Raw genomic sequence first — 14,351 nt, forward strand, 5'->3', positions numbered from 1 at the left:
AACCGCTCACTACGGTCCCGTGACCGACAGCTGCTGAAACGGTGCAGGTCTGTCGGAAGGGCGGTGCGCTGCGCCGGGCGGCCCTGACGGCACGTCAGGACGGCACCGTACGCCTGCGCACCGCCGCGCCGGTCGCCGTGCGCACGGGCGGGGGCGCTCCGCTCGCCGTGCGCCGCCCGGAGAGGGCGGTCGCCGTGTTCCGGGTCAGGGCGGACGGGGAGTACGTGGTCACCCCGGTCTGAGCCGGCGGTCAGGCCAGGGGGACGGTGCGGGGCGTGCCGCGGCGGAACACCGTCCAGGTGCGGAAGCCGATGTCGTGCAGCACGCGCACCACCTCCGGGTACTGGTCGCAGACGCGCTCGGGGACGTGCGCGTCGGAGGCGAAGGTGAGGGGCACGCCGAAGTGGTGGGCGCGCTCGAGGAGGTCGTGCTCCGGGTACCAGCCGCCGTGCGCCTTGGTGTTGCCCGAGGTGTTGACCTCCATCACGGCACCGGCGTCGCGGATCGCCCGGAGCATCTCGTCGGCCGCGGCCGGCGCGGGGACGGTGCCCAGCTTCGGGTGGTTGCCCTTGAGCGCGTCCACGTGCCCCATCACCTGGAAGAGCCCCGAGCGCGCGCACTCCGCCACCGCACGGAAGTACCGCCCCTTGACCGCGGCCAGTTCGGCCTCGCTGTCCTCGACGGTCTCCCAGCGGGTGGTGTCGAAGATGTCCCGGCCCTCGAACATGTGGACGGAGCCGATGACGTAGTCCAGCGGGTACCCGGCCAGTTCCCTGGAGTACGGGTCCATCCGGCCCCGGAAGAAGTCCGCCTCGGTGGAGACGAGGATCTCGATGCTGCGGGCGAACTCCTCCTTCAGCGCCAGGGCCTCGGCGATGTACGAGGGGAACTCCGACTTGGGCATCGCCACGGGGGGCAGCGCGTGGTCGGCCTCCTCCGCGAACATGGGCGTGTGGTCGGACAGGCCGAGCACCTTGACGCCCTTGTCGAGCGCCGCCGTGACGTAGTCGCGCAGCGAACCGGTGGCGTGCGCGCACCGTTCGTGGTGCGTGTGGAGGTCGATCACCGGTTCACACCGCCAGGTATCCGCCGTCGACGGGCAGGTCGGTGCCGGTGATGAAGCTCGCCTCGCCGGAGAGCAGGAACGCGATCGGCGCCGCGATCTCCTCGGGGTCGGCGAACCGCTTCAGCAGGAACTTGCCGCCGTGTTCGGGTGCCGCCTCGGCCGTCGCGCGGGTGAGGCCCAGGGCTTCGCGGTGGAAGCGCTCGTTGTTGGCGTTCCAGACGGTGCCCGGGCTGACCGAGTTGACGCGGATGCCGCGCGGGGCCAGTTCCTCGGCCGTGCACCGGGTGAAGCCGAGCACGGCGGCCTTCCCCGTGTTGTACGTCAGGTAGCCGCTCTGCGAGATGTGCGCCGAGATCGAGGCCATGTTGACGACGGCCGCGTCGGCGTCGCGCTCCGGCAGGCCCGCCACGAACTCGCGGGTGACGAGCGAGAGTCCGACGATCGTCGGGTCGAGCGCGCCGCGCCAGTCCTCGGCGGTCGCCTCCAGGCCCTTGAAGACGAACCCGGCGGCCAGGTTGACCAGCAGGGTCGGCCGGTCCCAGTCCTCGGGGAGGTCCGCGAGGGCGGCCCTGACGGCCGCGGTGTCCATGACGTCGCCCACCGCGAGCCGGACCCGGTACCCCTCGGCGGTCCACTTCGCGACCGCGGCCCGGCCGTGCTCCTCGCTCCTGTCGTAGACCAGGACCCGGCAGCCCTCGGAGCACAGGCGCTCGACGACCGCGGCCCCGATGCCCTGTGCGCCGCCGGTCACCATCGCGGTGCGTCCGGCGAGTCCACGTTCCCGGCCCCTCATCCTGCCAACTCCCTCTTCGTGGTCCACTCCGCGACGAGGCGGACGACCTCTTCGCGGTCCAGGTTCTCGGTGGCTCCGTGCGGTGACAGCGTCCGCCCGGTGCCGTCGGTGACGCCGGGGTCGGTGGCGAGCGCGGCCGCCGCCTCCAGGTCCACGCCCGCCCGGGCCAGGGTGCGCCCCAGGGGCGTACGGTCCAGGCCGTCGCCGTCCTTGGCCGCGAAGTACCGCCAGTTCTGGAACATGCCCTCCAGGTGTCCCGCGGACAGGTGCACGGCGTTGCGCCCCTCGGAGAGGACGGTGCCGTGCTCGCGGGCGAGGGCCCCCAGGGTGCCGCGCAGGGAACCGGGTGCGGCGCGGAACGGGTGCAGTTCGCCGAGGACCTCGTCGCGCAGCTCCGCCACGGGGCGTCCGCTGTGGCACTCCAGGAGGCCGACCAGGGCGTCCGGGGTGCGGTAGCCCTGGTCCAGCGCCGGGAGGAAGCCGTTGAGGACCACCGCCGGCCGGCCGCCCACCTCGGTGACGGAGGCGTACGAGCCGGAGCCGAGCTTGTGGATGCCCGCCTCCCGGCAGCGGTCCTCCAGCGCGCGCGGCGACAGGTCGCCGTGGGCCATCGCCACGTAGGCCGGGAGGACGTCGCGGACGCCCGTGCGGTCCCGCAGCGCGTCGAGTGCGCCGCGGGCACCGGAGGTCAGCGCGGCGACGCCGTCGGCGGCCACCCGGTGCAGGCGGGGGTAGTGCAGCAGCAGGTCGCCGCGGGCGGCGAAGTCCGCGGCCGGGACCACCGCGCAGCGCAGGACGGACACCCCCTGGCGGCCGAGGGCCCCGACCGCCGCCGCCAGCATGCCGGCGGCGTGCGGGGCCGTCATGACCTCGGGCTTGACGACGACGGCCACGTGACTGCCGCCCTCGGGCGCCGGTGCCGGGGGCCGGCCGCTGTCGGCGCGGCGCCGGGTGTCCAGCGCCGCGGCCGGCAGGGCACGTACCTCTTCGGGTGTCACCACAGGGTGATGCCCGTCTCGATCAGTTCCGCCGTCAGGTCGCCGGAGCTCGCGACCGTCTTGTCCACCAGCTCCTTCAGCGCGGTCTCGTCCGCGTCCGGGGAGGTGACGACGACCTCGTCCGGGGCCTCCAGCGGGGCTTCCTTCGAGGTGAAGATGTGCACCTGGGAGGGGCCGCCGAACTGCTCGTGGACCTCCCGGGCCAGCCGCATGGCCATCACGTTGTAGATCTTGCCGGTGTGGTCGAGCGGGTTCTTGCCTGCGGGCGCCTCGATGCTCATCGGGCGCATCGGGGTGATGAGGCCGTTGACACGGTTGCCGCGGCCGACGACACCGACGTCACCGGTGTCGGCGACGGAGCCGATCGCGGTGAGGTACGGGCGGCCGTTGCGGTCGGTGGCGTTCATCAGCATCTGGACGTCCTGGATGCCGAGCGAGGCCACGTACGCCTCCAGCTCCTGCTGGATGACGGACTTGCGGGCCCAGTACTGGTCCATCGTCTCGATGTGGGCCGCGAGGAACGGCATGTTGACGACGAGGCTGAACGTGTTGTGGCGGCGGCTGCCGAAGACCTTGACGTCCCAGCCGGTGTCGGCGTGGCGCTTCTTGAAGTCGGCGCCGTTGACGAGGTTCTCCAGGCCGAGCACCACTGTCTCCAGCCGCGACAGCGGGGCGTAGCCGTGCAGCAGGTTGGTGTCGTTGGAGACGAGTCCGGGGGCGCGCAGCGGCACCAGGTCGGCGGCGGAGGCCGGCTGGTAGCGGGAGACGCCGCGGCCCGAGCCCTGGTGGTCCACGATGCCGAGCTCGATCACCAGGTGACGCTCGGGATCGAAGCCGGTGGTGACCTCGGAGAGGACGTCGGCGGCGGCGCGGAACATGATGTCGTGCACCGGTATCTCGGTGGAGCCGACGCGGTAGGCGCCCTTGCCGAACACCTTGACGCGGTACGGGGAGGTGATCTCGCCCCGCCCGAAGTCGACGTCGGCGCCGCCGCCGTACAGCGTGACCTTGTCGAACCAGTGGTGGGCGACGCCGCCGAACTCCTTCAGGCAGTGCTGGGAGTAGTAGCGGGACATGCGCTCCGCCATGGCGTCGCACATGGTGTCGGGGTGGCCCACACCCTTGCGCTCGACCAGCTCGTAGGGGAGGTCCTCGACGGTGCGGGAGTCTCGTTCGATCGACAGCATGGCCATCTCTTCCTGATTGACCTGATGGAGGGGAGCGGGTCAGGCGCGCCAGGGGCGCGGCACCCGGCGGGCGGAGGCCTCGTGGGTCTCGGCCCAGCGCCGGATCGACCGGTACAGCACGTCCCGCGTGTCCGGGACCTGGACGGTGATGTCGAAGGGGTCGGTCACCGACAGGTAGCCCTGGTAGGCGCGGAAGGCGGTCACCTTCAGCAGCTGCGCCCGGTCCAGGTACTCCTCGGCGAACGGCAGGTAGAAGCGGTTCCACTGCTGGGGGGTCACGTAGGGCAGCCGGTCCAGCGGGGTCACGTCGTGCTCGGCGCGCCAGTCGTTCAGGGCCTCGAGGACGGTGTCGAAGGCGTCGCCGACCCGCTGGGCGCCGTCGCCCCGGCCGAGCACGGACAGCCGGTGCCCGTCCGGCGGTCCCGAGGCGAGCAGCCGGGCCACGTGCCCGGCGACGTCGTCGGTGCTGACCATGTCCAGCAGGCCCTTCTCCTCCGCGACGAGCGCGGGCACGGCGCCGTTGCACATGGCGGCGGGCAGCCAGAAGAAGCCGCTGTAGCGGTCGAGCGCGCCGTCCGCCCGGGCGCCCATGACGATCGGGAAGCGCACGATGTCGGCGCCGTCCCGTTCGGCGTGGACGATGCGCTCGGCGTGCGCCTTGGACCACTCGTAGGAGTTGCGGTAGGCGTCGCGCGAGGGCGAGGTGATGTCGCCCTCCAGGCCCGTGACGAAGGACGAGGAGAGGTGGACGAAGTGCGTGCCGGGGCCGGCCAGGGCGAGCACCGCGCGCAGCGGGACCACGTTGGCGCCCTCGGCCTCCTCGTCGGGGAGGTTCCAGCGGGTGTCGGCGGCGCAGTGGACGACGGCGTCCCAGGGGCCGCGCAGCTCCGGCGGCGGGTCCTCCGCGCCGATGTGCCAGGCGGAGTGGCCGGTGCCCTCGCCGCCGCGGCGGCTGACGCCGTGCGGCGTGTGGCCGGCCGCCCGCAGCGCACGCATGACCGCGCTGCCGACGGCTCCCGTGGCGCCGGTGACCAGGATCCTCGCGGGCGCGGTCACGAGACCGCCGTGATCCGCCGCTCGATGGCGTGCAGCATGTGCTCGGCGTTCTCCCGCAGGGCCTTGGTGGCGACGGGGTTGAGCATGTCGGCGAGGAGCGGGATGCCGATCTCGAAGTCGACGACGAAGGTGACGACCGAGGTGCCGTCGCCGGTGTCCTCGACCCGCCAGTACCCGTTGAAGACGTCGAGGTCCCCGGAGACCTGGTCGAAGGACATGACCCTGTTGTCGTGGTCGAGGGTGTCGGCCTCGATCCACTCCAGGACCGAGCCCTTGAGCAGGACGGACCACTCACTGGTGCGGGCCCCGGTGTCGGTCTCGCCGATCACGGTGACCGACTCGACGTTCTCCATGTAGGCGGCGTAGTCCTCGAGGCGGGTGACGGCCGTCCAGGCCTCGGCCGCCGGGGCCTTGATCGGCAGGTTGACCTCGACATGCGGCATGGTGGTGTGTCTCCTTGTGTGGTGCCCGCGGGCGGGTTCCGGTGGCGCCCGGCGGCAGGGGCGGGGCTCAGTCGGCCGGGTCGAAGGTGATCTCGCGCCCCGTGCCGAAGCTGCCGACGACCTCGTCGCAGACCAGGAGGGACGGCGGGTGGTGGTGGGCGGCGAGCGAGTCGAGCGCGAGCCCGGCCGCCTCCTGTCCGCGCCCGTACAGGCGGCTGCCGACGACCGGGGTGAGGAGGGACACCACCCGGTCGCGGGTGTCGCTGAGGGTGGCGCGCAGGCCCACCGCGGCGGCCATGGCCGCCTCTCCGCCGAGGGCGCCGCTGTCGATGTCCGCGGCGAGCTGGCGGCAGGCGCTGCCGAGGGTGAGCAGTTCGCGGGTGGCGCGGCCGAGCAGGGCGGTGCGCGGGCCGAAGCGCCGCGAGACGGTGACACCGTGGTAGGCCGTGTCCAGCAGGCCGCTGAGGACACCGTGGTACGTGGCGGTCAGCAGCACCGAGAACCAGGCCATGCCGGAGGTGACGTTCTCGTCGATGACGTCGGCGGGGCCGCGGTGGAAGACGAGCCGGTCGTCGACCTCGACGTCCCGCAGGACCAGCCGGGCGGTGTCGGACTCCCGCATGCCGAGCGAGGGCCACTCCCCCTCGGCGTCCAGACCGGGCGAACTGCTCGGGATCAGGGCGAGGATGGTCTCGTCGGTGCCGGTGACGCGGGCCGTCAGGCAGACCAGGGTGGCCGTGGTGGCCAGCGAGCAGGGGTACTTGACGCCGCTGACGCGGTAGCCCTTCCCGGTCTGCACGGCCTCGGAGCGGCTGGTCATGAAGTTGGGGCTGCCGCCGGGCTCCGCGAACGCGGACGCCACCAGGGCGCCGGAGCGTGCGATGCCCTCCAGCAGCATCCAGGTGGTGTCGCGGTGCCGCTTGAAGTAGTCGACCATCAGGCCCACCGTGAAGGCGTGCATGTTCAGGGCGACCGCGGCGGAGGGGTCGACCCTGCCGAGCGCGCGCTGCGCGGCGGCCGTCCCGGCCAGGTCCGCGCCGGCGCCGCCGAGGTCCTCGGGGATCGGCAGCGCGGCGTATCCGCCGGCGGCGAGGTCCCTGATGCGTTCGGTGCCGGTGGCTCCCTCGCGGGGCCGGGGCGGCGTCCACGCCGTGCTCCAGCCGGCGTCCAGCAGAGCCCGGTGCGGCGGCACGCCGCCGTCGTCGTCGGGGTGTCCTGCCGTGTCCTCGGCAGCCGTGCCCATGCTTCTCCCTTCGCCCGTCACGGACCGGCCGGCCCGGTGGTCCGCGTGCCCGGCGCGACGTGACGGATCGACTCTAGGCAGCGCGGACGGCCTTGTTCAGCGGGTGTTTCTTTGTGCGGAACGCGAGATCGCGCGGGTGCGGCCGTGCCGGTCGTCACCGGTCCGGCACGAGGCTCGCCCCGCCCGTCGTCACAGGTCGAGCAGGGTGAAGAAGGCGTCCGGCACGGGGGCGCCCGGCGTCACGCGGACGGTGTCCCAGCCGAGGGCCGCGGCGGGTACGAGGTCGAGTTCGGCCGAGTCGCCGACCATCACCCGGCGCTCGAAGTCGCCCTCCCCGATCCGCTGGAACGCGCGGACGTCGGGCTTCTTCGGGCCGCCGTCGGCGGTGAACAGTCCCCGGTCGAAGACCTCGGGCGCCCCGGTCCGGCGCAGCAGGTCCCACATCAGGTTGCCGGGCAGGTAGCAGTTGGACAGCAGCCGGAGCGTGTGGCCCGCCGCGTGGGCCCGGCGCGCGGCCTCCGCGACCGGCGCGCACAGGACGTACTGGTCGGGGTCGGCGCAGCCGAGGGCCCGCCACAGGGCCCCCTCCACCGCCGTCCGCTCCCGGACGGCGCCCCGGGCGCGCAGCGCGCCCTCCATCAGGTCCAGGGTCGCGGGCTGCGGGGCGCCGGGGTCGGTCATGACCTCGAACAAGGTGCCGTACACGGTGTGCACGACCGCGCCCGCGGACCTGGTGTCCAGCTCGAGTGCGTCGGCGAGGACCACGGTGAACTGCTCGGGACCCGGCAGCGGCCGGGAGGTGACCAGGGTGTCGAAACAGTCGAAGACGACGAGCGCGGACATGGGTGTCCTCTCTGATGGCGTCCGGGATCCGGCGGCGTACCGCTCAGGACCAGGAGAGTTTGCGGTGGTCGGCCCGGAAGAAGACGAGGGTGACGACGGTGAGGCCGGCCGCGAAGAGGCAGAGGACACCCGCCGGGAGCAGGACGTCCGCGACCCCGCCGCCACGGAGGATGACCTCGTTGAAGCCGCGCATCGCCCAGTAGCTGGGTACGGCGGGGGCGAGGGGTCCCGCCCAGTCCGGCATCGCCGACTGGGGGGTCAGCGCGCCGCCGAGTCCCGCGAAGACCAGGGCCAGGATGTTGGCGATGACGCTGAGCTGGGAGATCGTACGGCACAGCGCGACCAGCGCCATGCCCACCATGACCACGCAGAGCGCCAGCGGCAGCGCCACCACCACCAGGGCGAGGGGGGAACCCGTCACCCGCAGGTCGAACAGTGCTCCCCCGGCCCCGAAGATGACGGCGAGCTGGAGCACCGCGGCGGCCAGCGGCACGACGATGCGCGCGGCCAGCAGCTCGACCGGGCGGGCGGTGCTCGCGCGCAGCCGGTCCCAGGTGTTCCAGCCGTGCTCGCGGAACATGGCGAAGCCGACGACGTTCACCAGGAAGAAGAGGAACATCACCGCCATGCCGGGGACGCCCTGTTCGGCGCCGTTGGCGTCGGTGGCCTCGCCGCCGGCCCGCAGGGCGGCGCGGAACAGCGGCTGCATGAAGCCCATGATGAGCAGCGGCATGACCGTGCGGACCACCAGGGGCGCGGGGTCGCGCAGCAGCAGCCGGACGTCCTGCCGGACGAGGGCGGTGATCCGTACCAGTGCCCCGTCACGCATGCTGTCCCGCCTCGGTCCTGTCCGTGATCCCGTCCGTGCTTGCGCTGTCCTCCCCCTTGTCGCCGTGCTGCCCCCCGGTGAGCCTCAGGAAGACGCTGTCCAGGCTGGGCCGGACGACGCGCAGGGTGGACAGCCGGGCGGCGGCGTCACCCAGGGCGGCCAGCACTTGGGCCGTGACCAGGTGGGGCTGTGCCACCCGGACGAGGAGCGTGTCGCCCTGCCGGGTCACCGGCCAGGGCAGGTCGAGTGCGGGGGGCTCGCCGGAGAAGACCAGTTCCACGGCGCTGTCGCCGTGCCGCCGGACCAGTTCGTCGACGGAGCCGCGGGCGATGACGCGCCCCCGGTGCAGAACGGCCACGTCCGCGCCGAGGTCCTCGATCTCGGGGAGGTAGTGCGTGGAGTAGCAGACGGCGGTGCCCTGCGCGGCCAGCTCCCGTACGTGGGCGACGAGGCGGGCCCGGGTCTCCACGTCGACACCCGCGGTGGGCTCGTCGAGGAGGACCAGCCTCGGCCGGTGGATCAGCGCCATCGCGGTGTGCACGCGGCGCTGCTGGCCGCCGGAGAGCCGGGATGCGGGGCGGTCCATCAGTCCGGTGAGCGCGAGGGGCTCGGCGACCTCCTCGGTGCGCCGCCGGGCCTCCTTGCCGCGCAGACCGGCCAGCTCGGCGAAGAACCGCAGGTTCTGACGTACCGTCAGCGGTGGGTAGACACCCAGTTCCTGCGGTGCCAGGCCGAGTTCGCGGCGGGCCCGGCGCGGATGCCGCGTCACGGAGTGGCCCAGCACCTCGATCTCCCCGGCGTCCGGCCGCAGCAGGCCCGCGACCAGGGACATCAGCGTGGTCTTGCCCGCGCCGTTGTGGCCCAGCAGGCCCACGATCGTGCCCTGGGCGATCTCCAGGTCGACGTGGTCGAGCGCGATCGTACCGCCGTAGCTCTTGCCGGCCCCGCGTACGGAGAGGGCCGGTGGCCGGTCCGGGTCGCGGACCGGCCGTGGTTCAGTCGGCACGGCGCGTCCAGGCGTCCGGCAGCAGCGGGGGAAGGCCCACGCGGTCCAGCAACGGCTGCCAGGTACGGGCGAGTCTGAAGCCCTTCATCATGCCGCTGCCGGACCGGACGTCGGGCAGCGGTTCGGTGTACCCGAGCTGTGCCTCGGTCTCCGCGAGGTGGTCGCGCAGCCGCTGGAGCCACTTCTCGCCGCGTTCGCCGGCCGCGTCCAGGCCCTCGGCGGCGAGCGCGTTCGCGGCCTCGGCCTCCTCGGCGGGCAGCCCGGCGAACGGGTCGAAGGCGGCCTCGTCGTGGCCGTACATCAGCTCGCCGCCGGTGCGCAGCCCGCGGATCGACAGCGACAGCTGGAGCAGGTCGTACGCCATGAGGACGGCGACCTCGCTCTGTCCGCCGGCGACGGCGCCCTCGACGTCCTCCAGGCGGGCCCGGCAGCCCAGCAGGAGGCGGGCGGCGCCGTGGCCGCGGAAGGTGAGCAGCCGACGCAGGTCGGCGGGGTCGTCGGCGGGACCGGTGGCCGTCCGGCCGGTCACGGTCGTGGGGGAATGCGTCACGCGGGAACCTCCGGAGCCGGGTGGGCGACACCGAGCCACACCATGTTGTGCACGAAGAGCGGAAGCAGATCCTCGGGGGGCGGGGTGCCGGCCGGCCCCGACCAGACGACGCCGTCGCCGCCGGCGGGCGGCAGGCCGAGCCGCCGTACCTCCAGGGCCCGCAGCTGCCAGCGGTCCACGACCGTGCGGTCGTCCAGCTCCATGGTCCCGGCGCCGGTGGCCCAGCGCAGCACGGTGTGCAGCGGCGCGGCGGGGCCGACGAGCCGTTCGACGGCGTCGAGGCAGAACGGCACCCGCTCGCGGGGATCGGCGGGCGTGAGGACGGTGCGGAGCAGCCGCAGGTTCTCGTGGTCGCCGAGCACCTTGAGCTTCTCGCCCGCCCACTTGGCGGCGAAGTACAGCTGACCGCCCTCGGCCGCGCGGGCGTTCAGGGCGGCGACGACCGCCTCGCGGGCCCGGATCGCGGCCGTCAGCGGCTTGGCGCCGAGCAGCCAGCGGGCGGCCTGTGCGAGCCGGTGGGCCTCCACGACCCACCACTCGCGCAGGACGTCCTGGAGCCACGGTCCGCGCAGCCCCGCATGCCACTCGTCCCAGGGCTCGACGACCGCGAGGGGCAGTCCGAGGGCGAGCCGGGATGCGGTGCTGAGGGTGCGGCGCCGGTGGTTCCAGGCGTCCTCGGTGACGCTCTCGAAGCGCGGCCACGGTTTCGCGGTCAGCGCGGCGGTGCTGTCCCGGACGGTGCTCGCCCGGCGGATGCCGACGTCGATCAGTGTGCCGTGCTCGTGGGACTGGATGGGGAAGCGCTTGAGGTTCTCGTTCTCGACGAGCACCAGGAGGTCGAGGTCGCTGCGCACGTTGCCGAAGCCCGCGAGCACCGACCCGGCGGCCACCGCGAGGGCCGGCGTCCCCATGCCCTGGTCGGCCTCCTTGAGCACGGCGTCCTTGCTCAGCCCGCGCAGGTCGAGGAAGGCGGCGAGGCGCCGGTCCAGGACGTCCGGTTCGGGGAACGCCACAGCGCCCGGGGAAGTGGTCTCCATGCGTCGGTGCACCTTTCGGATACGGACGGCGACGCTGGTCACCCTGTCAAGCACGCCGTTCCGGTTCAACGCGCGTTCCGGCAGCCGGAACACCGCTTCCCGGCGGCGTGCGCGGGAGACTAGAACCGTGTCCCGACAGCTGCGGACCGTCCGCCCCGCCGGCCGGCGGCACTCCCGCCGAGGGCACCGCGTCGTGCGGTCCGCGACCGCCGGACCACGGAAGAGGACGGCCCCGACACATGACCGCGAACACCGGCGACGGACCGGACGGGACAGCCCGCCGGACGCTCACCGCGATCCGCCGGCACCTCTCGCCGCAGCTGGCCCTCGTCTACGGCATGAACGGCTCCGGCGCCGTGGAGACGCGGGGCGAGGGCGCGCGGGTGCACCTGTCCGACGGCCGCACCGCGCTCGACTTCGGCAGTTACGCGGTGACCCTGCTGGGCCAGCGCCACCCGGCCGTGGTGGCGGCGGTGCGCGACGAGCTGGACGCGATGCCGGTGTCCAGCCGGGTCCTCGGCAACCGGGCCACCGCCGCGCTCGCCGGGGCACTGGCCGGCTGGGCCGACCCGGGCCGCCTGACCAAGGTGTGGCTGGGGCTGAACGGCAGCGACGCGGTGGAGGCGGCCCTGAAGCTGGCCCGCCGGGCCACCGGCCGCCACCGGGTGATCGCCGTCGAGGGCGCCTACCACGGCAAGTCCATGGGCGCGCTGGCCGCGACCTGGAACGCCCGCTACCGCGAGTTCCTGGAGCCGCTCCTCGGCGGGGTGACCCACATCCCCGCGGACGTCTCGGCGGTACCGGGCGCCTTCGAGGGCGAGGAGGTGGCCGCCGTCCTGGTCGAGCCCGTGCAGGGCGAGGGCGGCGTACGGCCCCTGGACCCCGCGTTCCTGCGGGCACTGGCCGGCGCGGCCCGCGCGCACGGTGCGTTCGTGATCGCCGACGAGATCCAGACCGGACTGCGCCGCTGCGGCCCCCGGCTGGTCAGCACCGGCCTCGGGATCGAGCCGGACGCCGTACTGCTCGGCAAGGCGCTGGGCGGCGGGGTGCAGCCGGTGTCCGCCATGGTGGCGACACCGGAGCTGTACGCGCCGCTGGCCGCGGACCCGTTCGTGCACACGACCACCTTCTCCGGGCACCCGCTCGGTGCCGCCGCCGGTGTGGCGGCGCTGCGGGCGGTGGAGGAGCTCGCCCCGCGCGGCGAACGCCTGGCGGAGCTCTTCGGCGCCGGCCTGACCCGGCTGGCGGACCGCCACTCCGGCCTGGTCACCACGGTGCGCGGCCGAGGGCTGCTGTGGGGCGTGGAGTTCGCGACGCGGGCCGCGGCGGGCGAGGTACTGATGGAGCTCGGCCGCCGGGGCCTGGTGGTCTCCCCCTGTCTGGGCCGCCCCGAGGTGCTGCGGCTGCTGCCGCCGCTGGTCGCCACGGACGAGGACGCCGAGGAGGCGCTGGCCCTCCTGGACGCCGTCTGCGCGGCGGTGCCCGACGAGTTCCGCACACCGGCCGCCGCGGCCCGGCCCTGACCCTCCGGCCCGGCTCCGCGATCGTCCGGGCCGGGCCCCAGCAGCAACGCGAACGCGAGGAGTACGAGATGAGCGCGGAGCCCGGCGCCCCGGCCGGAAGCGAGACACACAGGACGCGGGAGACGCACGGGACGCCCGACCAGACCGGCGTCCAGTACCGCTACCACCGCGACCTGTTCCCGGCGCTGCACGACTGGGAGAACACCGAGCGGGCCATCGTGGAGTTCACCGGCGAGGAGGGGCCCGACGGGCTCCTGGGCCTGGACCAGATGGGCCACTTCGGCCCGCAGGGCTGCGACGCGGTGGTCCGCGCCGTCGTCGCCCGCCTCGGCTCCGGCCGTGCGGTGGACCTGTGCGAGCTGGGCAGCGGCTTCGGCGGCGCGCTGCGCTACACCGTGGACAGGCTCGCCGCCGCGGGCGTCGAGGTGCGGCGCTCCTACGGCGTGGATCTCGTCGCCGAGCACTGCGCGGTCAGCGCCCGGATCAGCCGCGCGCAGGGCCGCACCACGATGACGGAGCTGTGCGCCTCCGCCACCGCGGTGCCCCTCCCCGCCGCCTCGCTCGACCTGGTGCTGGTCACGGGCTCGATGCCGCACTTCCCCGACCCGGGCGCCGTGCTGCGCGAGGCGGCGCGGCTGCTGCGGCCGGACGGCCTGCTGGTGCTCACCGAGGAGGTGAGCCTCACGCCGGACGGCGCGGAGCCCTCGGAGGCGTTCCGCGCGGTGCATCCGCGCGGCGTCTTCTTCACCACGCCGCTGGCCGCCCGGACGGACCAGCTGACCCGGGCCGGCTTCGCGGACGTGCGGCGGGAGGACCTGACCGACTGGGCCGTGGCACTGCTCGCCGACCGGCTGAAGGTGGTGCGCATCTTCCGCGGGAGCGTCGCGAACATCTACGGCGGTACGTCGGCGGACCTGATCCGGGACACCCTGACCGCGGCCCGGGAGGAGTACCTCGCGGGCAGGCTGCTGCCCTCGCTGTTCGTCGCCAGGAGGGCCGACGGCGACTGACGTGCTGTCAGAAAGCCGGTACCGGTTCGGGGTTGCGCCGCAGGGCGCGGGAGACGGCGGCGCACGCGGCCTTGAGGTGCGCGGCGGCCAGGCCCACGTCGAGCCCGGCCTGCGGCCCCGCGACGGCCAGGGCCCCGGCGGCCGCGCCGGCCGCCGTCGGCACCGGGGCGGCGACCCCGACCACGCCGGTCACGCCGCGGACGACCGCGAAGCCCTGCTGCCGCACACGGGCCGGCTCGGCCTCCCGGACCCGCACGTCGCGGTGGGCCGTGGTGTCCTCCTCGGCGCCGAAGGCGCGGAAGACCCTGGTGGCGGCCCGGTCGGCGACCCGGGTCTCCTCCATGCCCAGCCCGCGGCCGGGTCCGTGGGCGCGCCGCACGGCGTCCACGAGGGCGGCGTCCGTCCCGGTGGGGTCGGCGAGGAAGACGAACGCGCTGCCGTGGGTGAGGCGGTGCAGCTGTTCGGCGTGCGGGAAGGCGACGGTGCGGAGCATGAGCTGGCGAGGTACCCGGGCCCCCAGCATGAACAGGCCCATGCCGAGCCTGAGTCCCTTCTCGCCGCGCTCCAGCATGCCCTCCTTGACCAGTTCGGTGATGATGCGGTGGGCCGTCGCCTTGGGCATGTCGGCCCGGCGGGCGATCTCGGAGAGCGGGAGTTCCGGCTCGCCGGGCCGGAAGGCGCGGAGGACACCGAGACCGCGCGCGAGCATGGAGCGGGAGCTGTGATCGACGGACAAGAGAACTTCCTCCATGTCGGGGCGGTGCGTG

The 14,351-nt window shown here is 74.0% G+C and carries 16 protein-coding genes; 3 read left to right on the forward strand and 13 right to left on the reverse strand.

The window, feature by feature from the left end; genetic code table 11:
* Positions 1-41 precede the first annotated feature (41 nt).
* Positions 42-242 carry a hypothetical protein gene (locus tag IEZ04_RS21330; protein WP_189218534.1) on the forward strand — a complete coding sequence of 67 codons (201 nt, stop codon included), beginning with the start codon at positions 42-44 and terminating at the stop codon, positions 240-242.
* An 8-nt stretch (positions 243-250) separates the two neighbouring features.
* Here IEZ04_RS21330 and IEZ04_RS21335 read toward each other — a convergent pair whose 3' ends face one another.
* The 12 genes from IEZ04_RS21335 to IEZ04_RS21390 form a co-directional block, all read right to left on the reverse strand.
* Positions 251-1,066: a histidinol-phosphatase gene (locus IEZ04_RS21335; RefSeq protein WP_189218535.1), complete on the reverse strand. Its 816-nt coding sequence runs from the start codon at positions 1,064-1,066 to the stop codon at positions 251-253.
* A gap of 4 nt (positions 1,067-1,070) precedes the next feature.
* The gene (locus IEZ04_RS21340) at positions 1,071-1,859 is read right to left on the reverse strand and encodes an SDR family NAD(P)-dependent oxidoreductase (RefSeq protein WP_189218536.1); all 789 of its coding nucleotides are present in this window, start codon (positions 1,857-1,859) and stop codon (positions 1,071-1,073) included.
* Entirely contained in the window at positions 1,856-2,857 is a 1,002-nt protein-coding gene (locus IEZ04_RS21345) for a hypothetical protein (protein ID WP_189218537.1), read from the reverse strand. Before IEZ04_RS21345 ends, IEZ04_RS21340 begins: the two co-directional genes overlap by 4 nt.
* Entirely contained in the window at positions 2,854-4,044 is a 1,191-nt protein-coding gene (locus tag IEZ04_RS21350) for a methionine adenosyltransferase (protein ID WP_229821160.1), read from the reverse strand. The genes IEZ04_RS21345 and IEZ04_RS21350 overlap by 4 nt, the downstream gene beginning before the upstream one ends.
* Positions 4,045-4,083: 39 nt before the next feature.
* Positions 4,084-5,100, reverse strand: a complete 1,017-nt coding sequence (locus tag IEZ04_RS21355; protein ID WP_189218539.1) for an NAD-dependent epimerase/dehydratase family protein — start codon at positions 5,098-5,100, stop codon at positions 4,084-4,086.
* Positions 5,097-5,543, reverse strand: coding sequence for a type II toxin-antitoxin system RatA family toxin (locus IEZ04_RS21360; protein ID WP_189218540.1), 447 nt, complete (start codon positions 5,541-5,543; stop codon positions 5,097-5,099). The genes IEZ04_RS21355 and IEZ04_RS21360 overlap by 4 nt, the downstream gene beginning before the upstream one ends.
* Positions 5,544-5,610: 67 nt before the next feature.
* Positions 5,611-6,786: an acyl-CoA dehydrogenase family protein gene (locus IEZ04_RS21365; protein WP_189218541.1), complete on the reverse strand. Its 1,176-nt coding sequence runs from the start codon at positions 6,784-6,786 to the stop codon at positions 5,611-5,613.
* Between the two features lie 189 nt (positions 6,787-6,975).
* Positions 6,976-7,629 carry an HAD family hydrolase gene (locus IEZ04_RS21370; protein ID WP_189218542.1) on the reverse strand — a complete coding sequence of 218 codons (654 nt, stop codon included), beginning with the start codon at positions 7,627-7,629 and terminating at the stop codon, positions 6,976-6,978.
* Positions 7,630-7,672: 43 nt separating this feature from the next.
* On the reverse strand, positions 7,673-8,458 hold the full coding sequence (locus IEZ04_RS21375; RefSeq protein ID WP_189218543.1) for an ABC transporter permease: 786 nt from the start codon (positions 8,456-8,458) through the stop codon (positions 7,673-7,675).
* Positions 8,451-9,464, reverse strand: a complete 1,014-nt coding sequence (locus IEZ04_RS21380; protein WP_189218544.1) for an ABC transporter ATP-binding protein — start codon at positions 9,462-9,464, stop codon at positions 8,451-8,453. The genes IEZ04_RS21375 and IEZ04_RS21380 overlap by 8 nt, the downstream gene beginning before the upstream one ends.
* Positions 9,454-10,014 carry a hypothetical protein gene (locus IEZ04_RS21385; RefSeq protein ID WP_229821161.1) on the reverse strand — a complete coding sequence of 187 codons (561 nt, stop codon included), beginning with the start codon at positions 10,012-10,014 and terminating at the stop codon, positions 9,454-9,456. Before IEZ04_RS21385 ends, IEZ04_RS21380 begins: the two co-directional genes overlap by 11 nt.
* Positions 10,011-11,051, reverse strand: coding sequence for a hypothetical protein (locus IEZ04_RS21390; protein ID WP_189218546.1), 1,041 nt, complete (start codon positions 11,049-11,051; stop codon positions 10,011-10,013). The genes IEZ04_RS21385 and IEZ04_RS21390 overlap by 4 nt, the downstream gene beginning before the upstream one ends.
* A gap of 239 nt (positions 11,052-11,290) precedes the next feature.
* Here IEZ04_RS21390 and IEZ04_RS34970 point away from each other — a divergent pair, with 239 nt between their 5' ends.
* Together IEZ04_RS34970 and IEZ04_RS34975 are read left to right on the forward strand one after the other, a co-directional pair.
* Complete coding sequence (locus IEZ04_RS34970) at positions 11,291-12,574, forward strand: aspartate aminotransferase family protein (protein ID WP_229821162.1); 1,284 nt, start codon at positions 11,291-11,293, stop codon at positions 12,572-12,574.
* Positions 12,575-12,642: 68 nt separating this feature from the next.
* Entirely contained in the window at positions 12,643-13,584 is a 942-nt protein-coding gene (locus tag IEZ04_RS34975) for a class I SAM-dependent methyltransferase (protein WP_229821163.1), read from the forward strand.
* Between the two features lie 7 nt (positions 13,585-13,591).
* On the opposite strand, the gene IEZ04_RS21400 is transcribed toward IEZ04_RS34975, so the two are convergent.
* A complete protein-coding gene (locus IEZ04_RS21400) occupies positions 13,592-14,320 on the reverse strand; it encodes a helix-turn-helix domain-containing protein (protein WP_229821164.1) in 729 nt (242 codons plus the stop codon).
* Positions 14,321-14,351 lie beyond the last annotated feature (31 nt).

Origin of the sequence: Streptomyces ruber (assembly GCF_014648075.1) — a bacterium.
Taxonomy (GTDB): Bacteria; Actinomycetota; Actinomycetes; order Streptomycetales; family Streptomycetaceae; genus Streptomyces; species Streptomyces ruber.